Below are 21,422 nucleotides of genomic sequence, written 5' to 3' on the forward strand. Positions count from 1 at the left end.
TGACCGGAGACCACCTCACTATCGATGTCCTGCGGTACCCGGACTCAGACGTCCGTCCGGGCGATCCTGATGGCGCTCGGCTCCTCCGTTCTTCCTCGGTGATCAACTGCCTACCAGTGGGGACTGGGTACTGCTGGCACTGCTTTCTTGCGCACTGCTGGTGATGCGTACTACTGGTGATGCGAACCGCTGGGCGGCCTCGACCTGCGCCGCTCTTCGGCAGCCGGCCCCGTCGCCCGTCCTGCGTCTGCTCTGGCTTGGAACCCCACTGCCGAACTACCCGGTGCGCGCGTCCGCAGCCGACGCCTTCACCGAGGTACCACCACTCGACTTCACTGCTGGGTACTGCCCTTGCGGGAACTGCGGTACTGCTCGCGGCGGCCCCTGATCACTGCGGGCCACCCGGTCCGGTCGTCAGCCACGTCGCCATCCTGCATCTGCTCCGGCTTCGCGACTCCACCACCGCACCGTCCTTCGCACTGCAACTGCATGTACTGCACCCGGCAGTTCGTGTCTGCCGGGCCCTGCTGTCTCTCTGGGCTACGTGAGAAACCATACCCACACCACCACCCAATGTCTACTCCCGCCATTGCAGATTTTCGCTTGTTCGATGGCGAGGTATTCGGTGTCGAACAGTGAGGGATGTGGTCGGCCGCAGACCCGCCCCCACCCGTCGACGGGCCACAGCCCGGGCATGAGGCACAGCCGATCAGGTTGGTCGCCGCCCTCCGGGAGTCGGCCCGAAGTCTCTGCGGAACTGGGTCCGGGCCGCCGGAGCGAGCAGGCCCCCCGAGGACGCCGGGCGGAAATGCCCGGCGAACTCGCCGTCACCCGCCTCGGAGACTGCCGCTCGCGCGGCTTCGTGGGGGCCCTCCCGGACAGCCGAGTTGACGGCCCGCAGAGATCTTGTCGGGAACGGAGCCCGTCGACAGGCGCGGCGCATCCCCCGCGAGAGCTACCCCGGCCGTCCCTGCGCGGGTGATTCGCGCAGCCCGGCGGATTTCTAGCGTGGTCGTCAGACCGGTCGCCGTCGGAGTGGCCGTCGCCCACGGAGGTCACGATGAGCACACCGTCCGCCGCACAGCACGACGACGCAGGGTCCCACCCGGACGAGAAGGGCGGCGGCCGGGGTGGCCGTCCCGGCCGGGTCGTCCGCTCTCCGCTCGGCTGGATGCTGACGGGTATGGCGGGTGTCGGCGTGGTCTCGGCGCTGACCGCGACCGGCCCCGGTCCGGTGCCGGCTCTGGGCGCGGTCGCCGCGGTCGCCGTGTACGGGGTGGTGATGCGCCGGGTCGCGGGACGTTCCGTACCCGAGGCCGCCCGGCTGGGCTCCGGCCGGGAGGCGCTGCGCGGCGGCGCGCTCGGGCTGGGCTTCGTCCTCGTCTCCACCCTCCTGATCGCGGCGTTCGGGGGCTACTCGTTCTCCTGGGCGGGCAACGGCTTCTTCTCCGTCACCCTGTCCGCGGCCATGGTGCAGGCCGGCGCCGCGGTCACCGAGGAGCTGATGTTCCGCGGGTTCGCCCTCCAGGCTCTGGAACAGCTGTGGGGCAGCCGCGCCGCCCTCGTGATCACCGGGCTGTTCTTCGGCGTCGCCCACCTCGGTGCTCCTGGAGCGAGCGCGTGGAGTTCGCTCGCCATCGCCGTGGAGGCGGGCGTGATGCTCGGGGCCGCGTTCCTGTGGCGGCGTAGCATCTGGTTCGTCGTGGGTCTGCACTTCGCCTGGAACGCCGCCGAGCAGCTGCTCGGCATCCCGGTCTCCGGGCAGACTCCCCAGGGCATGTTCACGGTCGTCACCCATGGATCCGCCCTGCTCAACGGCGGCGCGTTCGGTCTGGAGACATCGATCGTTCCCATCCTCATCAGCGTGCTGCTCACCGTCCCGATGCTCGTCCTCGCCGGCCGGAACGGCGGTCTGCGGCCCCGGCGTCCCGGCCTGGGGTCTTTCGGTCGGACTGGCTGAAGCAGGGCTCCGCGAGTCCAGCATGATCCAGACGAGAGACCCCGAGGCGCACCGGTCCTTCCGGACATGCGCGAGAGAAGTGGGAGGCACGTGATGAGACGTCAGCTTCGTTGTTGCGCACAGGAGTTGAGAGCCGAGGTAGCGCGGTGGAAGGAGCAGGACGCTGTCCTCAAGGACGGCGCCCTCGCCCTGGCGCTCGCCCTGCTGGCCTTCGTACCGGCCCTCTCGGGCATCGGAGCGCAGATCGGTGATCTGCCCGAACGGCCGGCGGGCGCGCTGGGTTTCGGGCTGATCCTGGCCCAGACCCTCCCCCTGGCGGCCCGCCGCCGACTGCCCGCAAGCTGTCTTGTGGTCGTCGCCGTCGCCTGCGCCCTGCACCAGGCCCTGGGTTTCGCGACGACGTTCGCCAGCATGGGCCTGTATGTGGCGCTGTACTCGGCCGGAGCCCACCTGGTCCGCTTCCGCCGGGGCTCGGCGGCCGTGGCGAGCGCGGCGTACGTGGTGCTGATCGTCGTCCTGCACCGGCTCGGCTCCCCGGGAGACGTGACGGACTATCTCGCGTTCTACCTGGTACTGGCCGTGGTGTGGCTGGTGGGGAGCGGTGTCCGCAGGCGGCGCGCGGAGGAGGCGGAACGGCGGCGGCTGGCCGGCGAGGTGGCCACGGCCGCCGAGCGGGCGCGGATCGCCCGGGAACTGCACGATGTGGTCACGCACCATGTGACGGCCATGGTGGTGCAGGCGGACGCGGCGCAGTTCCTGATCGCGTCGGCGCCGGAACGGGCCACTACGGCGATGGCCTCCGTCAGCGACACCGGACGCCGGGCCCTGACGGAACTGCGGTATCTGCTCGGCGTGCTGGAAGCGACGGGCGAGTCCGCGACCGCCGGGTCGCCGACCGCGGGCCCCGCGGTCGGCGACCCCGCCCGGGAGGGCTCCTCGTACCGGAACCGGGGCCCCGCCCTCGGCCGGGTGGAAGACCTCGTGGAGCAGGCCCGCAGGTCGGGCCAGCCGGTGGAGTTCAGCGAGCGGGGCGAGCGGCAGCTGCGGAACGTGGACGTGGAGCTGGCCGCGTACCGGGTGGTGCAGGAAGCGCTCACCAACGCGATGAAGTACGCGGCCGGGCGGCCGACACGGGTCCTGGTCCGGCACGGCGAGGAGCGCGTCGAGATCGGGGTGACCACCGACGGCCCCGTCCGCGCCGCCTCACCGGCCGTTGTGCCGGCCCCTCGAGAACCGGGACCCGGGGGTGGACGGGGGCTGGCCGGGCTGCGGACCCGGGTTCGGATGCTCGACGGCGAGCTGGAGGCCGGCCCCCTGCCGGAAGGCGGGTTCGAGGTCCGTGCCACGATTCCCTCCGAGCCCTAGCCCGTCCGAGAGTGACCGGAGCAGCCCTGTGAGCGATGCGCCCCCGCCGATCCGCGTGCTCGTCTGCGACGACCCGGCTACGTCACCATCTTCTCGGCCCAGCCCGACATCGAGGTCGTCGGCGAGGCCGAGAACGGGCACGCGGCGGTGGAGGCCGCACGGCGGCTGCGCCCCGACGTGGTCGTGATGGACATCCGGATGCCCCTGCTCGACGGCATCGAGGCGACCCGCCAACTCGCCGGACCCGACTCCGGCTCCGGCTTTGGCTCCGGCTCCGGCTCCGGATCCGACTCCGGAGCCGACTCCGGCGCCGGGAAACCGCCGAAGGTGCTGGTCGTCACCACGTTCAACGTCGACGCCCATGTCTACGACGCACTGCGCGCCGGTGCCAGCGGCTTCCTCCTCAAGGACGCGCCGCCCGCGGAACTGGTCAACGGAATCAGGACAGTTGCCCGCGGCGAGGCTCTGCTGGCCCCCGCCGTCACCCGGCACCTCATCGGCCACTACGCCGAGCACCTGCGCCCCGCCGACACCTCCCGGCCGGCCCGGCAGGACGTCGTACGCGCGCTGACGCCCCGCGAGCTGGAGGTGCTCCGGCAGATGGCCGGGGGGTTGTCCAACGCGGAGATAGCGGCGGCGCTGTACATCACCCCCGAGACGGTGAAGACGTACGTCTCGCGGATCCTGGCCAAGCTCGCCCTGCGTGACCGGGTCCAGGCGGTGGTCCTCGCCTACCGGGTCGGGCTGGTCTCCGCCACGCCCTGAACCGGCGGGTGTCAGGCGGTGTCCGAGCCCTGCGGCCAGGGCAGCCTTGTCAGTTCCGGCCACAGCGCCGTCCACCGCGCGGCGTACGCGGCGATCTCCTTGCCGGATTTCGGCCCGTACCCGGGTTCCGCAGGATCGTACGGGCGAAGGCGAGGGCCTGTTACTCCGGTGCCGCACCGGCGAGTCCACGCGGAACCGTCGCCTCGGCAGCCGTGCGCGCGAGGCTGTCCCGGGCGATCTCGAAGTCCGGGGCGGGGGCGGGCGCCCTCCGGACCGTGCCACCCGAAGCCGGTTTCGTGCATCGGTCTTCGGGCTGCCCGCCCCGGGATTCGAGGCGTGTCAGAGTGCCCGGTGCCGCTCCGGTGCTCCGCCCGGTGTCGTGGGCTGCCGCAGTACGGCGACCTCCCGGGGGCGCAGGACGAACTCCCCACCGGACGGCGGTCCCACCAGCACCTCGCCGGTCACCCCGGACAGGGGGACGGGTGCGTCGCCGTGGTTGACCAGGAAGACGTAGCGGGCGGCGCTGTCGCGCCGTACGACCTGCTCGACCGTGCCCCGTGCCTGCTCGGGCAGTTCACCGGACACTCCGGCCGGGGCGAGCAGCCGGGGAAGCAATGCGGCGAGGCCGTCGATGCCCAGGCGGGTGGAGACGTATGTCGCCGAACCCCGGTCCGTGGTGCGGCGGGTGACGGCCGGGCGGCCGGCGCAGGCTCCGGTGCGGTAGCGGGCGAGGGTTTCGACGTCGGGGCCGGTGACGTCGATCCGGTCGGTCCACAGAGTGCCGGTCGCGGTGTGGCCCGCATCAGTGACGGGGGCGCCTTCCGGACCGGGGTCACCGTCGAGGTCCACGTCGACCGTGTCCCCGTCGAGCAGTGGGCCGAACTCCTCGATACGGATGCCGAGCAGGTCGCGCAGGGCTCCGGGGTGGCCGCCGAGCCAGATGTGGTCGTTCTCGTCGACGATGCCGGAGAAATAGGTGGTGACGAGGTGGCCGCCGCCTTCGACGTAGCGGGTGAGCTCCTTGGCGAGTGCCTGCGGCACGACGTGCAGGACCGGTGCGATCACGACGTCGTACGGGGCGAGATCGGTGCGGTGCGCGGGTACGACGTCGGCGCGGACGCCGAGGCTCAGCAGCGCGGAGTACCAGTCGAGGGCCTCGCGGTGGTAGTCGAGGAGGGAGGTGGGGTGCGAGTCCTGCTCACTGGCCCACCACGAGTCCCAGTCGAAGAGGATGGCCACCCGGGCAGGTTCGCGCTCGCTGCCGGCGAGCGGGGCGAGGACCTGGAGAGTACGTCCCAACTCTACGACGTCCCGATAGAGTTGGCTGTCGGGTCCGGCGTGCGGGACCATCGCCGAGTGGTACTTCTCGGCGCCGGCCGCAGACTGGCGCCACTGGAAGAAGCAGACCGCGTCGGCGCCGTGGGCGACGTGCAGCAGCGAGTCGCGCGCCAGCTCGCCGGGCCTCTTGGGCAGGTTGATGGGCTGCCAGTTGACCGCGCTGGTGGAGTGCTCCATGAGGAACCACGGCCGGTGGGCCGCGATTCCGCTGGTCAGGTTGGCGCAGAAGGAGAGTTCGTCGCGGCTGCGGGGCCCGGTGGTGGCGTAGTGGTCGTTGGAGACGAAGTCGACCGCGTCGGCCCAGTCGGCGTAGTCCATGCCCTTCATTCCGCTCATCACCATGAAGTTGCTGGTGACAGGGGTGTCGGGGGTGATCTCGCGCAGGATCTCGCGCTCGGCGAGCAGGTAGTCCTTCAGGGTGTCCGAGGAGAACCGCTTGAAGTCGAGCTGCTGGGTCGGGTTGGGGTGCGAGGCGGCCAGGCGCGGCGGCAGGATCTGGTCCCAGTCGCTGTAGCGCTGGGACCAGAAGTGCGTGCCCCAGGCGTGGTTGAGGGCGTCGAGCGTGGTGTAGCGGTGGCGGAGCCAGTCACGGAAGGCGCGGGCGGCGTCGTCGGAGTAGTCGTAGACGTTGTGGCAGCCCAACTCGTTGCTGACGTGCCAGGCCACGAGGGCCGGGTGGTCCGCGTAGCGCGTCGCCATCTCCCGTACGAGGCGCAGTGCGTGGCTGCGGAAGACCGGCGAGGTGGGGCGCCAGTGCTGTCGCGCGCCGGGCCACACGGTCTCGCCGGCGGCGGTGACCGGGAGGATCTCGGGGTGCGCGGTGGTCAGCCACGGCGGCGGGGAGGCGGTGGCGGTGGCGAGGTCGACCCCGATGCCGCCGGCGTGCAGCAGGTCCATGACCTCGTCGAGCCAGCCGAAGTCCCAGCTGTCCTCTGTGGGCTGGAGCCGGGCCCAGGAGAAGATCGCCAGCGAGACGACGTTCACCCCGGCCTCACGCATCAGCCGGACGTCCTCCTCCCACACCTCCCGCGGCCACTGCTCGGGGTTGTAGTCGGCGCCGTAGCCGAGCCGGCTACGGCCGTCGGGGCCCTTCGCGTACGGGAATCGGGAGATGCGGGGGGAGGTCATGCGTGTCCTTCCACAGGCCGGGGTTGAGAGGAGGTGACGTGGTCGGCCTCGGGTGCTACTTCTCGACGGTGAAGCCCTGCTCGCTGCCGTACCGCAGCGACTTGTCCTGCCACGACTTCAGCCCGTCCGACAGCTTGGTCGAGGAGATGTACGCCTTTCCGACGGTGTCGTTGAAGATCGAGTTGGCGTACACCTGGTACGGCAGGTAGTTCCAGCCGCCGGGCACGCTCTTCGCGGAGGCGGCGAAGATCTCGTTGGCCTTCTGACCGCCGAAGTACGGGAACGCGGTGTCCTGGAACGTCTTGGAGTCCAGGTCGGCGGTGGTCGCCGGGAACGCGCCGTTCTCGATACGGGTCTGCACGCCCGCACCGGAGTTGGCGTACTCCACGAAGGCGTAGGCGAGTTCCTTGTTCTCGCCCTGCGTGGGCAGGGCCAGCGAGCTGCCGCCGTTCTCCGCGCCGGCGTTCGCGCCCTTCTCCCACTGCGGCAGCGGGGCGACACGCCAGTCACCGGCGGCGTCCTTCACACCGGAGGCGAAGTTGGCGGGCATCCAGGCGCCGATCGGGAGGGTCGCGATGGTCCCGTCACCCAGGCCCTTGTACCAGTCGTCGCTCCAGCCGGCGATGGGCGAGACGAGCTTCTCGTCGATCAGCTTCTGCCACGTGTCGGTGTACTTGACGGCGCCCGGGTCGGTGAAGTCGATGCCGACCTTCGTGCCGTCGACCTTGTACGGGTGCGAACCGGCCTGCCAGAGAAGGCTGGTGGTCAGACCGGCGTCGCCGAGGTCGCTGGTGATGTACGCCTTCGGGTTCGCCTTGTGCAGGGTGCGGGCGGCCTCGACGTACTCGTCCCAGGTCGTCGGCACCGCGATCCTGTACCTGTCGAAGACCTTCTTGTTGTAGAAGAGCGCCATCGGTCCGGAGTCCATCGGCAGGCCCCAGACACCGCCACCGGTCGTCACCGAGTTCCAGGGGCCGGGCGAGTACGAGTCGGCCAGCTTGTCGGCGCCGTACGCCTTGAGGTCGGTGACCTCCTTCGTCAGGGCGTACTGGCCGAGCGCGTAGTACTCCAGCTGGGCGACGTCGGGGACACCCTTCTTCGCCGAGATGGCGTTCGAGAGCGCCTTGTACTCGTCGTTGTTGGTGCCGGCGTTGACCAGCTTCACGTCGACCTTCGGGTACTTCTTCTCGAAGTCCTCGGCGACCTGCTTCAGGGTGGGCTCCCAGGCCCACACCGTGACGGTGCCGCCCTTCTCCAGCGCTGCCTGGATGTCGGACGAACCCACCTTCTTCTGGCCGGAGTCCTCGTCGGAGCCACCGCAGGCGGTCGCCCCCAGGGCCAGGGCGCAGACGAGACCGAGGCCGCGCAACAGGCGGCGGGAGTGCTGGGACATGGCGGTATTTCCACTTCCTCGTGGTTCGACATGACGTGCGGACAGTGAGAGGGGGGCCGGGCGGCACACGTGCGAGCGCGCGTACGGGATGGCCCGGGGCTATTCCTTGACGCTTCCGGCGGCGAGTCCGGACTGCCAGTACTTCTGGAGCAGCAGGAAGGCGGCGATCAGCGGCACGATCGTGAGCAGCGAGCCGGTGACGACCAGGTTGAAGACGGCCTCGCCGCCGGCCGTGGCGGCCTGCTTGTTCCACGCGTCCAGGCCGAGGGTCAGCGGGTACCAGTCGGGGTCCTTCAGCATGATCAGCGGCAGGAAGTAGTTGTTCCAGGTCGCGACCGTGGTGAACAGGAGCACGGTGACGGTGCCCGGGGCGAGGAGCGGCAGCGCGACCTGGAAGAAGGTGCGCAGCTCGCTCGCTCCGTCGATGCGCGCCGCCTCCACGAGTTCGGCGGGGACCGCCTCGGAGGCGAACACCCACATCAGGTAGAGGCCGAACGGCGAGATCAGCGAGGGGATGATCACCGCCCACGGCGTGTCCGTCAGGCCGATCTTGCTGAACAGCAGGAAGGTCGGCACGGCGAGTGCGGTGGTCGGGACGGCGACCGCGCCGATGACGACCGCGAACACGGCGCGCTTTCCGGGGAACCGGAACGTGGCGAGCGCGTAGCCGCCGAGTACCGCCAGGAAGGTGGCGCCGCCCGCGCCGACGACGACGTACAGGAGGGTGTTGAGGAGCCAGCGGCCGAAGACCCCGTCCTGATAGGTGAAGGTCCGGCTGAGGTTGTCCCACAGGGCGAAGTCCCCGTCGAACCAGAGCCCGAACGAACGGGCCAGTCCGGTCTGCGACTTGGTGGCGCTGATGACCAGCCAGGCCAGCGGGAGCAGGCTGTAGACCAGGACCACGCCGGTGACGGCGGTCAGCAGGACACTGCGCCGGGGGCGGCGGCCCGGAGTGTGGACCCGGCGCCGTGCGCGCGGGCGGGGCGCTGGGACGCGCTTCGGGACCGCGGTGGGCCGGGGGGTTCCGGTCGCACTGTTCGTCGTCATCACGTTCACGCTTCCTTGCGCATGCCGCGCAGTTGGACGACGTAGGCGACGACCATGGTGATCACGCCCATGACGATGGCGACCGTCGCCGAGTAGTTGTGCTGCTGGCCGGAGAAGGACAGCGAGTACGTGTAGTAGTTCGGGGTGTAGTCGGTGGTGATGGTGTTCGGCGCCAGTTTCTGCAGGATGGCGGGCTCGTTGAAGAGCTGGAAGCTGCCGATGACCGAGAAGATCGTCGCGATGACCAGGGCGCCCCGGATCGCGGGGAGTTTGATCGCGGCGACGACCCGCCACGGGCCGGCGCCGTCGATCTCGGCCGCCTCGTAGAGCGAGTGCGGGACCACGCGCAGCGCCGAGTAGAAGATCAGCATGTTGTAGCCGACGAACTCCCAGGTGACAATGTTGCCGATCGAGGCGAGGACCAGTTGGGAGGAGAGCGGGTCGGGCAGGTGCAGGCCGAACGCGTCGTTGATGTCGCCGACCAGGCCGAACCGGGGGCCGTACAGGAAGCCCCACATGAGGGTGGCGACGACGGCGGGGACGGCGTAGGGCAGGAAGACGGATATCCGGAAGAACTCCTTGCCGTACAGGCGGCCGCTGTCGACGGCGAGTGCGACGAAGAGCGCGATGCCGAGCATGATCGGCACCTGGACCACCAGGAACAGTCCGACGCGGGCGACCCCGTCCCAGAACTGGGGATCCTGCAAGGCCTGTTGGTAGTTGTCGAAGCCGACGAACGTGGTGCCGCCGATCAACCGGGTGCGGAACAGGCTCAGATACACCGAGTACCCGAGCGGCACCAGGAAGACCAGGGCGAAGACGAGGACGAAGGGGCCGATGAACCCCCACCCCGCCCATGAACGGCGCAGCCGTGGCACGGGCGGTCCGGCCCGGCGGGCCCCTGTGGCCGCCGGCGGTTGCAGCGTCGTCATCTCGCGTCCCTCGCTCGTGCCTCACCGGACCGGAAAAGGACGTTCACGCATACGTTCCGGGGAGGTGAACGGGCTCGTCACACCGGCCCGACTGGCATTATGTTTACGTAAACATCCGGTGGCGGCATGTCTACACTGCCCCCAGATGGACGGTCAAGAGCCGTACACGAAAGCGACATCCGATGAGGGAGACGGTGGACGAAGCAGGCGAACGCCCCCCTGGCACAGGCATGTTCCCGACCGGACCGGCTCCCGGGAGCGGGAATCCGAACCGCCGCAGAACCGTCTCGATGGCGGATGTGGCCCGGGTCGCGGGGGTGTCCTCCCAGACGGTCTCCCGCGTCTCCAACGGCTTCCCCGGTGTGAACGAGGAGACCCGCCGACAGGTCCTCGCAGCGATGAAGGACCTCGGTTACCGTCCCAACAGCGCGGCGCGCGCGCTCAAACGCGGCGAGTTCCGCACCATCGGGGTCATCACCTTCACGCTCTCCACCACCGGCAACGTGCGGACCCTGGAGGCCATCGCGACCTCAGCCGCCCAGGAGGGGTACGCGGTCACGCTGCTGCCGGTCGCCGTCCCCACCCAGGACGAGGTGCGGGGCGCCTTCTCGCGCCTCGGCGAGCTCGCCATCGACGCGGCCATCGTCATCATGGAGGTCCACCTCCTCGACGAGGCGCGCCTCTCGCTGCCCCCGCACGTGAAGGTCGTCGTCGCGGACTCCGACGCCGGGGACCGCTACAGCGTCGTCGACACCGACCAGGCGGGCGGCACCCGCGACGCCGTCCACCACCTGCTGGGCCTGGGCCATCGCACCGTCTGGCACCTCGCGGGCCCCGAGGGCTCCTACGCCGCACAGCGCCGGGCGGATGCCTGGCGCTCGGCGCTGGAGGACGGGGGGAGGGTTCCGCCGCCCCTCGTACGGGGCGACTGGTCGGCGGAGTCGGGGTACCGGGCGGGGCTCCGGATCGCCGAACAGGCCGAGTGCACCGCCGTGTTCGCGGCCAACGACCAGATGGCGCTCGGCCTGCTCCGCGCCCTCCACGAACGCGGTCGCAGGGTGCCCGAGGACGTCTCGGTCGTCGGTTTCGACGACATCTCCGAGGCCGGTTCGTTCCTGCCCCCGCTGACCACCGTCCACCAGGACTTCGCCGAAGTGGGCCGCCGCTGCGTCGAGGGCGTCCTGCACCAGATGCGGCGGAGCGGCCCCGGGCACGGTACGACGCTCGTACCGACGCGGCTCGTCCTGCGGCAGAGCACCGCTCCCCCGCCGGGGTAGGCCGTCCGGCGCCACCCCGACCGTCCCCGGACACGCCTCGGCCGGTCGCGCGACACCCTCTCGGGGTGACCGCGGACCGGCCCGGGCGGACGCCGGGCTCGGGTCGTCTCCGGCGTCGGGCGGGAGAACAGGCAGAGCCGGGGCGACCGGCGTCGGGCGAAGACCGGCCACAGGAGCGCCATCGGCAGTCCGCGGACGCTCACGATGGTCCGGACGGCGGTGTGCGACTCGGTGGCCTGTCCGAGGGTCCTCGTCGACGTCCACCTGCCCGGCGTTCCGGAGGCCGGCCCGTCGTCCCGTGGCGCGGATGCGTCTTCGGGCGGCCCGAGGTGACGAGCGCGGCGGGGTGGCGCGAACACCCCGGTGTCAGGGAGTGGCCGCGGAGACCACGTAGACGACCGGGGACGCCGGGTCGGTCATGTTCACGGTGATGTTCTGGGTGGGCCGGGGGTCCTTGTTCCTGTGCGTCGTCCCGGCCCAGGACGCGCCGGGCCAGAAGTTCCAGTCGGTGATCCTGATGTCCCGCTGGGAGATCGTGATCTTCCCGGTCTTCAGGGCCGCGCGGTCGGTCCCCACGCCGCTCAGGAAACGGTCGAGACCGGCGGAGGTGGTCCGGAACTTCAGGTACATCCGGCTCGCCTTCCAGTTGTTGGTCTCGTAGTACTGCACGCCGGTCGCGTTCCCCGGCACGGGTACCTCGAAGATCCGCCGCTGCATCCGTGACGGCCAGCTGGCGCGGAGCCCCTGGGCGGCGGCCTCGGCCTCCTTGTCCTTGCCCGAGGCGCGGCTCTGGCCCGCCGAGACGAGCAGGTAGCCGGCCGGGATGCCGATCAGCAGCACGATGATCGTCGCGGTGATCAGCCGCCGGCGGAAGACCCGGCGCGGGTCGGGCGCGGCTTCGCCGTCCCCCGGTGCGCACTGGCGCGGCACCACGGGCTGCTCGGGGGCTTCGGCGATCACGGTTCCCTCGGGACTCGGGTGCTCGGCTGCGGTCATGGTCTTCGGATCCCTCGGAGCTTCGGTGCGCGGGCGGGGTCGGTACGGGGCGGCCGGCGGCCGGGCGGGGTGGCCCCGCCCGTTCGGCGCCCGGCGGTCAGTCGCCGGTCCGGGTGTTCCGCGTGCTGCGCAGGGTGCTCGCGGCCTGGTCGTAGATCTGCGCGTAGCGCTCGTACCGCTCGACCCGGCGGCGGTTGGCGCGGCGGAAGCGGCGGGCGACGAGGCGGGCGAGGTCGGCGGCGCCGACCATGCCGGCCTCGGGGCCCAGCTGGGCCCGGACGATCCGGGCCTCGGGGCGGTAGCCGCGGCCGGTGAGCTGGCGCTTGAAGGCGTCCCGGGCGGGGTTGATCAGCAGGTCGTCGGCGGCGCTGACGCCGCCGCCGATGACGAAGCAGGAGGGGTCGAGCGCGGCGGCGAGGTTGGCGATGCCGACGCCGAGCCACTGGCCGATGTCCTGGAAGAGCTCGACGCACATCGCGTCGCCCTCGCGGGCCAGCTCGGTGATGAGCGGCCCGGTGATCTCCGGGATGTTGCCCTTGACCCGCTCCAGGATGTTGTACGCGACCGGGGAGTCGGCGGCGGCCAGTTCCTTGGCCTCGCGGACCAGCGCGTTGCCGGAGCTGTACTGCTCCCAGCAGCCGCGGTTGCCGCAGGGGCAGCGGTGGCCGCCGGGAACCACCTGCATGTGGCCGAACTCGCCGGCCACGCCGTACTTGCCCCGCTTGACCTGCCCGTCCTCCAGGATCGCGCCGCCGATGCCGGTGCCCAGGGTGATCATCACCAGGTGGTCCTCGCCGCGTCCGGCGCCGAACCGCCACTCCGCCCAGGCGGCGGTGTTGGCGTCGTTGTCGACCATGACGGGGACGACGAGGCGGGAGGCGAGTGCGTCGCGCAGGGGCTCGTCGCGCCAGGCGAGGTGCGGGGCGAAGAGCACCCGGGAGCGCTCCGCGTCGACCCACCCGGCCGCGCCGATGCCGACGGCGTGCACGTCGTGGCGGTCGGAGAGGTCCAGCACCAGCTCGACGATGGTGTCCTCGACGACCCGGGGGCTCTTGGACTTGTCGGGCGTCTCGGTGCGCAATTGCTCGAGGATGTTGCCGTCCGCGTCGACGACGCCGGCCATGACCTTGGTGCCGCCGATGTCGATGCCGACGGTGGGGACGCGGGGCGCCGTGAGGTGGGAGCGCCGCTCCCTCGTACAGACGGTCTTGAGGACGGTGGCGCGGGCGGAGCCGCGGTGGGTGAAGTCGCGGTACGTGCTCATCGTCCCTGCGGTGTCTGGGGTGGCCGGCGGGTCAGTGCTGCCGGCGGCGGACGGCGCCCACCTCGATCGATTCTGCCACTGCCGTCCGCCCGGAGCCGCCTCGGTGGTTTCGGCCGTGGCCGGGCCGCCGCCCGGTCACTCGGTGTCGTCGTCCACCGGGTGCCCGCCGAGGGAGGTCGGCGCGGGGGCGCGCTCCAGCTCGTGGCTGAGCTCGTCGAGCTCGCTGCCGCCCGCCATCTGACGGGTCAGCTCGTCGAGGGTGACGTCGCCCTTGGTGTGGCTGCCGGCCATCGCGCCGCGCTTGAGGAGGACGAACCGGTCGCCGACGAGGTAGGCGTGGTGGGGGTTGTGCGTGATGAGGACCACTCCGAGTCCGGCGTCCCGGGCCGCCGCGACGTACTTCAGTACGACTCCGGACTGCTTGACGCCGAGCGCCGCCGTCGGTTCGTCCAGGACGAGGACCCTGGCGCCGAAGTGGACGGCGCGCGCGATGGCCACGCACTGCCGCTCGCCGCCGGAGAGGGTGCCGATCGGCTGGTCGACGTCGCGCAGGTCGATGCCCATGCGACGCAGTTCGGCGCGGGTCGTCTCGCGCATCAGCCGGACGTCCAGGCGCTTGAACGGGCCGGAACCGGTGGTCGGCTCCGAGCCGAGGAAGAAGTTGCGCCAGACCGGCATGAGCGGGACGACGGCGAGGTCCTGGTAGACGGTGGCGATGCCCCGGTCGAGGGCGTCGCGCGGGTTGACCAGGGTGGTCTCCTCGCCTTCGATCCGGAAGACGCCCTCGTCGTGCCGGTGCAGACCGGCGATGATCTTGATGAGGGTGGACTTGCCGGCACCGTTGTCACCGAGCACGCAGGTGATCTCGCCTGAGTGGACCTCCAGCGAGACGTCGGTCAGCGCCTTGATGCTGCCGTAGTACTTGCTGACGTGGTCGAGCTGGACCAGCGCCTGGGGAGCAGTTGTCCGGGGGGCCGGGGCCGTCATGTCGTCGCCTCCGCGCGCTTGCGTACCCATGCGTTGAGCAGGGTGGCCAGGAGCAGCATCGCTCCGAGGAAGAACTTGAACCAGTCCGGGTTCCACTCGGCGTAGACGATGCCCTTGCTGGTCATGCCGAAGATGACGGCGCCGACTGCCGAGCCGATCGCGGAGCCGTACCCGCCGGTGATCAGGCAGCCGCCGATGACGGCCGCGATGATGTAGATCAGCTCGTTGCCGACGCCCTCGCCGGACTGGACCACGTCGAAGCTGAAGAGCAGGTGCTGGCCGGAGACCCAGGCGGCGAAGGCCACTCCGAGGTAGAGGCCGATCTTGGTACGGATCACGGGGACGCCGACCGCGCGGGCCGCGCTCTCGTCGCCGCCGACCGCGAAGATCCAGTTGCCGAAGCGGGTGCGGATCAGGATCCACGTGGCGACGGCGACCAGCACCAGCCACCAGAGGATCGTCACCTTCAGCTCGACGCCGCCGAGGGTGAGCTGCGAGGCGAAGACCGCGTGGGCGGAGTCGAAGCCCCACATGTCGCCGATGCCCTTGGTCGACACGGTGCCGCTGATGAGCTTGGTGAGGCCGAGGTTGAGGCCGGTCAGCATGAGGAAGGTGCCGAGCGTGATGATGAAGCTCGGCAGCTTCGTCCGGGTCAGCATGAACCCGTTGAACGCGCCGAAGGCCAGGGTGACCAGGAGCGAGACGAAGACACCGACCCAGACGTTGGCGGTCATCTGGTAGCTGAACATCGAGGAGACCAGCGCGGAGCTGGTCACCATGACGCCGGCCGAGAGGTCGAACTCCCCGCCGATCATCAGCAGCGCGACCGGCGCGGCCATGATCCCGATGGTGGAGGCCGCGTAGAGCACGGTGCCGAAGCTGGACAGCTGGAGGAAGCTGTCGGCGACCACGGCGAAGAAGAGGAAGACGGCGAGGGCACCGACGACCGAGCCCAGCTCGGGGCGGCCGAGGAGCCTGCGCAGCGGCGAGGTGCGCAGCAGCCGCTCGTCGGTGCTGCCGGAGGCCGGGGCGGGGGCCGTGGGCTGTCCGGTTCCCGTCATCGGGTGCCCCGGGCGGTGTACTCGGCGAGTTCGTCGGCGTCGGCGGCCGTGATGACCTGCGGGCCGGTGAGGACGGGAAGGCCGCCGCCGAGGACGTTGCGGTTGAAGCGGTAGAGCCAGAGCAGGTCGACGGCCTCGTAGCCCTGGAGGAAGGGCTGCTGGTCGACGGCGAAGCCGAGCGTCTTGGCCTTGAGGCCGGCGGCGACCTTGGCGTTCAGGTCGAAGGTGTCGATCTCGGCGTCGCTGCCGGCGGAGTTCTTGGCCTGCACGGCCGCGTCGGCGAAGGGGGCGCCGAGGGTGACGACGGCGTCGATGCTCTTGTCGGTCTGGAGCTTCGCCTCGATGGACGCCTGGACGTCGGGCATGTTGGTGCCGTCGACGTAGAGGTTGGTGGTCTTGCCCTCGAAGTTCTTCTTCACACCGGCGCAGCGCTGTTCGTGGCCGACGTTGCCCTGCTCGTGCAGGACGCAGAGGACGTTCTTGCGGTCGCGCGTGTTCAGCTCGTCGCCGACCGCCTCGCCGGCGATCGACTCGTCCTGGCCGATGTGGGTGATCGCGCCGTAGGCCTTGGACTCGGCGGAGCCGGAGTTCACGGTGATCACCGGGATGCCAGCCCTGGTGGCCTTGGCGACGACGTCCTTCATCGCCTCGGGCTTGGCGAGCGAGACGATGATCCCGTCGACCTTCTTGTCGATCGCGGCCTGGACGAGCTGCGCCTGCTGCTGCGCCTCGTCGTTGTGCGAGTACAGGAAGTTGATGTTGTCCTTGCCCGCCGCCTCCTTGGCGCCCTTCTGGACGATGTCCCAGAAGGTGTCGCCATCACCCGAGTGGGTGATCATGGCGAACGTCCAGCGGGGCGTGTTCACGGCCGAATGGCCCTCGGAGGCGGCCTGGGATGCTGCCGCGCGTTCCTCCGCCCGCCTGCCGCCGGTGCTGCTGCATCCCGCGAGGGAGGCCCCGAGCACCACTGCCAGCACGGCGCCCATCGCGCGTACCCCTGTCCGAACCCTTGCCACGAAGCCGTGCCCTTCTTGTGCCGCTCACTGTGCCGTCTGGTGCGCCGCGGACATGTGGAGTCCCGGCCCGGCTGCCCAAGTATCCCCGAGGTTCGACGGGCGGCACCCGGCAGGTCCCGGGCACATGAATGTGTCGCCCGGGCTCACGGGCGATTTCCCAGGTCGCAGGGGCCGCGGAGCGGGGTGCGGGGCCCCCGCGCGTGCTTGACACGGCGACAGGGCGAACGCCACGGTGAGGCCATGCGTATCGGACTGGTCGGAACGGGACGTATCGGCACTTTCCATGCGGTGGCACTCAGTCGTCATCCGGCGGTGGAGTCGCTGGTGGTGGCGGACGCCGATCCCGCGCGCGCGGCGGCGGCAGCGGCACGTACGGGCGGGCGCGCGGTGGAGGTCGACGAGGTGTTCGCCGGCGGGGTGGACGCGGTGGTGATCGCCTCGGCGACGGCCGCCCACGCCGGCCTGATCGGCCGCGCGGCGCGGGCGGGACTGCCCGCGTTCTGCGAGAAACCGGTCGCCCTGGACCTGCCGGGGACGCTCGCCGCACTGGCGGAGGTGGAGGCGGCGGGGTCGGTGCTCCAGCTCGGTTTCATGCGCCGCTTCGACGCCGGGTACCGCGCCGCGCGCGAGGCGGTCCGCGCGGGCCGGCTCGGCCGGCTGCACACGGTGCGGGCCGTCACCTCCGATCCCGCCCCGCCGCCCGCCGCGTACCTCCCGCTCTCCGGCGGGCTCTTCCGCGACTGCCTCATCCACGACTTCGACATGGTGCGGTGGGTGACCGGCCGCGAGGTGACCGAGGTGTACGCCACCGGTTCGGACGCGGGCCCGGCAGTCTTCCGCGAGGCGGGAGACGTGTCGACGGCCGCCGCCCTGCTGACCCTGGACGACCGGACCCTGGTGACGGCGACGGCCACCCGGTGCAACGGTGCCGGGTACGACGTGCGGATGGAGCTGGCGGGCGACCTGGACCAGATCGCGGTGGGCCTGGACGAGCGCTCCCCCCTCACCTCGGTGGAACCCGGCGGACCGGACGCGCCGGTGAAGGCCTGGCCCGGCTTCCTGGAGCGGTTCGCCCCGGCGTACGAGGCGGAGCTCGACGCCTTCGTCCGGCTGGCGGCGGGCCGGACGGAGAACCCGTGCGACGCCCGGGAGGCCCTGGCGGCGCTGCGGATCGCCGAGGCGTGCGAGCGTTCGACGCGGGAGCGGCGACCGGTGGCGCTCGCCGAGATCCCTGGCGGCTGACCGGGCCCCCGGGGTGTCCTACCAGGCGATCGGCAGGTGCTCGGGGCCCCGGATCAGCATTCCCGTACGCCAGGTGAGCTGGTCCGGACCGGTGTCCAGCCGCAGTCCGGGGCAGCGCGCCAGCAGTGAGCCGATCGCCACCCTCGCCTCGACGCGGGCGAGCGGTGCGCCGAGGCAGTAGTGGATGCCGTGGCCGAAGGAGATGTGGCCGCGTGCGTCCCGGGTGATGTCGAAGCGTTCCGCGCCCTCGAAACGGGCGGGGTCCCGGTTGGCGTCCGCCAACGCGACGAGGACGAGCTCACCGCCGCCCGGGATCACGTGGCCGCCGACGGCGAGCGGCCCGGTGGTGAAGCGGTACGTGGGGGTCTCGACGGGGCTGTCGTAGCGCAGGATCTCCTCCACCGCGTTGCCGAGCAGCCCTGGGTCGGCGCGCAGGGTCGCCAACTGGTCGGGGTGGGCGAGGAGATGGAGCACCCCGTTGGTGATGAGGTTGACGGTGGTCTCGTGTCCGGCGACGAGCAGCAGCCATGCCATGCCGGCCAGTTCGCCACCGGAGAGCCGGTCCCCCTCCTCGTCGGCGGTGTGGATGAGCGCGCTCATCAGGTCGTCGCCCGGCTGCTCGCGCTTGTCGTCGAGCATCGTGGCGATGTACGCGTTCATCGAGGTGACGGCGGAGCGGCGCGCTTCGGCGTCGATCGAGGAGAGGGCGGTGTTGGACCACTCCCGGAAGCTCACCCGGTCCATGTCGGGCACACCGAGCAGCTCGCAGATCACCGCCATGGGCAGCGGGAACGACAGCGCGTCGACGAGATCGGTGCGGCGACCGGGCTCCGCCAGCATCGCATCGAGCAGATCGTCCGTCATGCGCTGCACGCGCGGGACGAGTTGCTCCATCCGGCGTGGGGTGAACTCGCGGCTCACCAGCTTGCGGAGCCGGGTGTGGTCGGGGGCGTCGGAGCTGAGCATCGACGGTCCGGCCGTCATCTGGTGCAGGTTGAGGAGCGGCGAGGCGTTCCTCCACTCCTTGGAAAGCCTTGGATCGGCGAGGAGTTCGCGTCCGGCCTCGTACCCCACCACGAGCCAGGCGGGCGTTCCGTCGGGCAGGACCACCCGGTGGACCGTTCCCCGGGCGCGGAGTTCGGCGTAGTAGGGGTACGGGTCCCGGGTGAACGCCTCGCCGAGTGCGCCGAGATCCAGTATCGCGTCGGTGGTCACTGCGGTTCCTTTCGGAGGTCCGGGCGTCGACCGGGTGCGGACCGTGGCCGGCGCGTGGCGGCGGCCCCGCCCCCGTGCGAGTCCCTACCTCACCGCCGGGCGGTCCAACCCTCCGGGCCTCGGGCTCCGTTGAGCGTGGCCGGTTCAGGCCTGTGCGCCGCGCCGCCCCCAGGCCGTTCCGGCCAGGACCAGCACGGCGCCCGCCGCCCCGAGGACCCCGAGGCGCTCGCCCCCGACGGCGATGCCGACGGCGGCGGCCCACAGGGGTTCGGTACCGAGCAGCAGGCTCACCCGGGACGGAGAGGTGCGCCGGACCGCCCACATCTGGACGAAGAACGCGAAGAGCGTGCAGAAGGCGGCGAGGAACAGCAGCCCGGCCCACTCGCCGGCGTCGAACCCGGCGGCCACCGTCCAGGGCGCGGAGCCGGTCCCGGGCATGGTGGCGAGCACGGCGAAGACGGCTACCGCGCCACCGAGTTGGACCGTGGTCAAGGAGAGCGAGTCGGCCGACTGGACGGCCTTGATCCGGGCCATCGCGAGGACGTGGACCGTACGGGCGAGAGCGGCGAGCAGCATCAGCAGGTCACCGCCGGACGGGCTGGTGAACCCTCCGCCATGGGTCAGCAGCACCACGCCCAGGACGGAGAGCCCGGCGGCGAGGAGGAAGCGGCCGGTGGGCCGGGTGCGGGTGACGGCCGACTCCGCGAGCGGGGTGAAGATCATGGTGAGGCTGATGATGAGCCCGGCGTTGGTGGCCGAGGTGTGCACGACTCCGTACGTCTCCAGCAGGAAGATCCCGCTGAGGATCAGCCCGAGCAGTCCGGCGCCCCGCCACTGGGCCGCCGTCAGGGCCTTCAGTCCGCGCACGCCGGCGACGACCAGGACGGGCAGCACGATCGCGAAGCGCAGCACGAGGACCGCGACGACGGTCCCCGGGGTGGTGATGCCCTTGGCGGCGAGGTAGCTCGATCCCCAGACGACGGCGACCGCCAGGACGGGCAGGTCGGTCGACCAGGCGGGGCGGGACGGGGCGGCGGCGGGCACGGCGACAGCGGACACCTGGAACTCCTGGTACTCCTGGGTTCTCCACGACGGGAAACAGCGTGGAGACCTCGCTGGCTCGCACACCGACCGGTTCACGCTACCGGGCGCCGCCCCCGCGAGGAACCCGCGTCCCGCGCCGTGGTCACCCGTTCGCGCCGTCCCCGTACACCGCTCCCCCGTCCCGCACGGGTCTTCTCCGCCGCGATCTGCCCGGAGCCACGGGGCGACCTGGGCCGTGTCCGACCATGCGCGTCGGATCAGCGGGTGGTGTCCGGTGCGGTGCATCGCGAGGCGGAGGAGCGCCCGAGTACGGGATGTGCTCGGGCGGTCCGACCCCGCCGCGAGGTGCCGTGCCGGGCGCCGCCCGCCCGGCGGGAATGGTCGGACACGGCCTACGCTGGCGGGACCGTACGTACGGATCACGGATCACGGATTCAGGTTCACGGATCACGGATCGCGGACGGACGGGTCACGCACTCACCGGTCACGCACGAGCAGATCACGGAAAGGACGCTCATGAGCACCGTCCCCCAGCTCCCCCTGCTGGATCACCGCACCCTCCCGGCGGTCGGTCTCGGCACGTACCCGCTGGACGACGAGGAGGCGGAGAAGGCGGTCGCCGGGGCGCTGGGCCTCGGCTACCGGCTCGTCGACTCGGCGAAGAACTACGGCAACGAGCGCGGCACCGGACGCGGCATCGCCCGCAGCGGGGTGCCGCGCGAGGAGATCACCGTCACCACCAAGGTGCCCGGCCGCCACCACGGCTACGAGGAGACGCTGGCCTCCTTCGAGGAGTCGCGGGCGGCGCTCGACGTGGAGTACGTGGACCTCTACCTCATCCACTGGCCCCTGCCGCGCGTGGACAGGTACGTGGACACCTGGAAGGCGATGATCAAACTCCGCGAGGACGGGCTCGTCCGCTCCATCGGCGTCTCGAACTTCACCCCCGCGCAGCTCGACCGGCTGGAGCGGGAGACCGGCGTGGTGCCCGCAGTCAACCAGATCGAGCTGCATCCGCTGCTCCCCCAGGACGAGCTGAGGGAGGTGCACGCGGCGAAGGGCATCGTGACGGAGGCCTGGAGCCCGCTGGCGCGCGGCCGCGAGGTGCTGGAGGCGCCGGAGACCGTGGCGATCGCCCGCGAACACGGGGTGACACCCGGTCAGGTGGTGCTGCGGTGGCACACCCAGCTGGGGGTGGTGCCGATCCCCAAGTCGTCCGACCCGGGCCGGCAGCGGGAGAACCTGGACCTGTTCGGCTTCGAGCTGACGCCGGACCAACTGGACCGGATCGGCTCGGGGAAGCGGCAGCGGTTCGGCGGCGACCCGGACGACCACGAGGAGTTCTGACCCGTCGGCTGGACCCGTGCGCACTCCGGGCGCCGGTGCGGGTTC

Annotated in this window: 17 protein-coding genes; 6 read left to right on the forward strand and 11 right to left on the reverse strand. The window is 71.1% G+C overall.

What is annotated here, in order from left to right; translation table 11 throughout:
* Positions 1 to 1,060 precede the first annotated feature (1,060 nt).
* From ACFZAX_RS00005 to ACFZAX_RS00015, 3 genes are all read left to right on the forward strand, one after another.
* A complete protein-coding gene (locus ACFZAX_RS00005; RefSeq protein ID WP_390957466.1) occupies positions 1,061 to 1,960 on the forward strand; it encodes a type II CAAX prenyl endopeptidase Rce1 family protein in 900 nt (299 codons plus the stop codon).
* Between the two features lie 93 nt (positions 1,961 to 2,053).
* On the forward strand, positions 2,054 to 3,325 hold the full coding sequence (locus ACFZAX_RS00010; RefSeq protein WP_390957468.1) for a histidine kinase: 1,272 nt from the start codon (positions 2,054 to 2,056) through the stop codon (positions 3,323 to 3,325).
* A 63-nt stretch (positions 3,326 to 3,388) separates the two neighbouring features.
* Positions 3,389 to 4,090 (forward strand): LuxR C-terminal-related transcriptional regulator, encoded by a 702-nt coding sequence (locus ACFZAX_RS00015; RefSeq protein WP_390958363.1) that lies wholly within the window; start codon positions 3,389 to 3,391, stop codon positions 4,088 to 4,090.
* Positions 4,091 to 4,429: 339 nt separating this feature from the next.
* On the opposite strand, the gene ACFZAX_RS00020 is transcribed toward ACFZAX_RS00015, so the two are convergent.
* The 4 genes from ACFZAX_RS00020 to ACFZAX_RS00035 form a co-directional block, all read right to left on the reverse strand.
* Positions 4,430 to 6,556, reverse strand: a complete 2,127-nt coding sequence (locus ACFZAX_RS00020; RefSeq protein WP_390957469.1) for a beta-galactosidase — start codon at positions 6,554 to 6,556, stop codon at positions 4,430 to 4,432.
* A 55-nt stretch (positions 6,557 to 6,611) separates the two neighbouring features.
* A complete protein-coding gene (locus tag ACFZAX_RS00025) occupies positions 6,612 to 7,949 on the reverse strand; it encodes an extracellular solute-binding protein (RefSeq protein WP_390957471.1) in 1,338 nt (445 codons plus the stop codon).
* Positions 7,950 to 8,048: 99 nt separating this feature from the next.
* Positions 8,049 to 8,996 carry an ABC transporter permease subunit gene (locus ACFZAX_RS00030; RefSeq protein WP_390957473.1) on the reverse strand — a complete coding sequence of 316 codons (948 nt, stop codon included), beginning with the start codon at positions 8,994 to 8,996 and terminating at the stop codon, positions 8,049 to 8,051.
* A 5-nt stretch (positions 8,997 to 9,001) separates the two neighbouring features.
* Positions 9,002 to 9,928, reverse strand: a complete 927-nt coding sequence (locus tag ACFZAX_RS00035; protein ID WP_390957474.1) for an ABC transporter permease subunit — start codon at positions 9,926 to 9,928, stop codon at positions 9,002 to 9,004.
* A gap of 290 nt (positions 9,929 to 10,218) precedes the next feature.
* Between ACFZAX_RS00035 and ACFZAX_RS00040 the strand changes: the two genes are divergently transcribed.
* On the forward strand, positions 10,219 to 11,205 hold the full coding sequence (locus tag ACFZAX_RS00040; RefSeq protein WP_390957476.1) for a substrate-binding domain-containing protein: 987 nt from the start codon (positions 10,219 to 10,221) through the stop codon (positions 11,203 to 11,205).
* A 366-nt stretch (positions 11,206 to 11,571) separates the two neighbouring features.
* On the opposite strand, the gene ACFZAX_RS00045 is transcribed toward ACFZAX_RS00040, so the two are convergent.
* From ACFZAX_RS00045 to ACFZAX_RS00065, 5 genes are all read right to left on the reverse strand, one after another.
* A complete protein-coding gene (locus ACFZAX_RS00045; protein WP_390957478.1) occupies positions 11,572 to 12,201 on the reverse strand; it encodes a hypothetical protein in 630 nt (209 codons plus the stop codon).
* Positions 12,202 to 12,298: 97 nt separating this feature from the next.
* Complete coding sequence (locus ACFZAX_RS00050) at positions 12,299 to 13,465, reverse strand: ROK family glucokinase (RefSeq protein ID WP_390957479.1); 1,167 nt, start codon at positions 13,463 to 13,465, stop codon at positions 12,299 to 12,301.
* Between the two features lie 135 nt (positions 13,466 to 13,600).
* Positions 13,601 to 14,452 (reverse strand): ATP-binding cassette domain-containing protein, encoded by an 852-nt coding sequence (locus ACFZAX_RS00055; RefSeq protein ID WP_390957480.1) that lies wholly within the window; start codon positions 14,450 to 14,452, stop codon positions 13,601 to 13,603.
* The gene (locus ACFZAX_RS00060; RefSeq protein WP_390957482.1) at positions 14,449 to 15,513 is read right to left on the reverse strand and encodes an ABC transporter permease; all 1,065 of its coding nucleotides are present in this window, start codon (positions 15,511 to 15,513) and stop codon (positions 14,449 to 14,451) included. The genes ACFZAX_RS00055 and ACFZAX_RS00060 overlap by 4 nt, the downstream gene beginning before the upstream one ends.
* On the reverse strand, positions 15,510 to 16,499 hold the full coding sequence (locus ACFZAX_RS00065) for a substrate-binding domain-containing protein (protein ID WP_390958364.1): 990 nt from the start codon (positions 16,497 to 16,499) through the stop codon (positions 15,510 to 15,512). The genes ACFZAX_RS00060 and ACFZAX_RS00065 overlap by 4 nt, the downstream gene beginning before the upstream one ends.
* 270 nt (positions 16,500 to 16,769) lie before the next feature.
* Between ACFZAX_RS00065 and ACFZAX_RS00070 the strand changes: the two genes are divergently transcribed.
* On the forward strand, positions 16,770 to 17,771 hold the full coding sequence (locus ACFZAX_RS00070) for a Gfo/Idh/MocA family oxidoreductase (RefSeq protein ID WP_390957484.1): 1,002 nt from the start codon (positions 16,770 to 16,772) through the stop codon (positions 17,769 to 17,771).
* Between the two features lie 18 nt (positions 17,772 to 17,789).
* On the opposite strand, the gene ACFZAX_RS00075 is transcribed toward ACFZAX_RS00070, so the two are convergent.
* A complete protein-coding gene (locus ACFZAX_RS00075) occupies positions 17,790 to 18,986 on the reverse strand; it encodes a cytochrome P450 (RefSeq protein WP_390957487.1) in 1,197 nt (398 codons plus the stop codon).
* 144 nt (positions 18,987 to 19,130) lie between these two features.
* Positions 19,131 to 20,045: an EamA family transporter gene (locus ACFZAX_RS00080; protein ID WP_390957489.1), complete on the reverse strand. Its 915-nt coding sequence runs from the start codon at positions 20,043 to 20,045 to the stop codon at positions 19,131 to 19,133.
* Positions 20,046 to 20,546: 501 nt separating this feature from the next.
* Here ACFZAX_RS00080 and ACFZAX_RS00085 point away from each other — a divergent pair.
* On the forward strand, positions 20,547 to 21,377 hold the full coding sequence (locus ACFZAX_RS00085; RefSeq protein WP_390957491.1) for an aldo/keto reductase: 831 nt from the start codon (positions 20,547 to 20,549) through the stop codon (positions 21,375 to 21,377).
* The last annotated feature ends 45 nt before the right edge of the window (positions 21,378 to 21,422 follow it).

It is taken from the genome of Streptomyces sp. NPDC008125, from assembly GCF_042957125.1.
GTDB lineage: Bacteria > Actinomycetota > Actinomycetes > Streptomycetales > Streptomycetaceae > Streptomyces.

Coding starts and splice junctions, on each gene's coding strand:
- ACFZAX_RS00085 (WP_390957491.1), top strand. CDS start 20,547: ATGAGCACCGTCCCCCAGCTCCCCCTGCTGGATCACCGCACCCTCCCG.
- ACFZAX_RS00050 (WP_390957479.1), bottom strand. CDS start 13,465: ATGAGCACGTACCGCGACTTCACCCACCGCGGCTCCGCCCGCGCCACC.
- ACFZAX_RS00025 (WP_390957471.1), bottom strand. CDS start 7,949: ATGTCCCAGCACTCCCGCCGCCTGTTGCGCGGCCTCGGTCTCGTCTGC.
- ACFZAX_RS00040 (WP_390957476.1), top strand. CDS start 10,219: ATGGCGGATGTGGCCCGGGTCGCGGGGGTGTCCTCCCAGACGGTCTCC.
- ACFZAX_RS00065 (WP_390958364.1), bottom strand. CDS start 16,499: ATGGGCGCCGTGCTGGCAGTGGTGCTCGGGGCCTCCCTCGCGGGATGC.
- ACFZAX_RS00035 (WP_390957474.1), bottom strand. CDS start 9,928: ATGACGACGCTGCAACCGCCGGCGGCCACAGGGGCCCGCCGGGCCGGA.
- ACFZAX_RS00030 (WP_390957473.1), bottom strand. CDS start 8,996: ATGACGACGAACAGTGCGACCGGAACCCCCCGGCCCACCGCGGTCCCG.
- ACFZAX_RS00055 (WP_390957480.1), bottom strand. CDS start 14,452: ATGACGGCCCCGGCCCCCCGGACAACTGCTCCCCAGGCGCTGGTCCAG.
- ACFZAX_RS00020 (WP_390957469.1), bottom strand. CDS start 6,556: ATGACCTCCCCCCGCATCTCCCGATTCCCGTACGCGAAGGGCCCCGAC.
- ACFZAX_RS00010 (WP_390957468.1), top strand. CDS start 2,054: ATGAGACGTCAGCTTCGTTGTTGCGCACAGGAGTTGAGAGCCGAGGTA.
- ACFZAX_RS00070 (WP_390957484.1), top strand. CDS start 16,770: ATGCGTATCGGACTGGTCGGAACGGGACGTATCGGCACTTTCCATGCG.
- ACFZAX_RS00060 (WP_390957482.1), bottom strand. CDS start 15,513: ATGACGGGAACCGGACAGCCCACGGCCCCCGCCCCGGCCTCCGGCAGC.
- ACFZAX_RS00045 (WP_390957478.1), bottom strand. CDS start 12,201: ATGACCGCAGCCGAGCACCCGAGTCCCGAGGGAACCGTGATCGCCGAA.
- ACFZAX_RS00005 (WP_390957466.1), top strand. CDS start 1,061: ATGAGCACACCGTCCGCCGCACAGCACGACGACGCAGGGTCCCACCCG.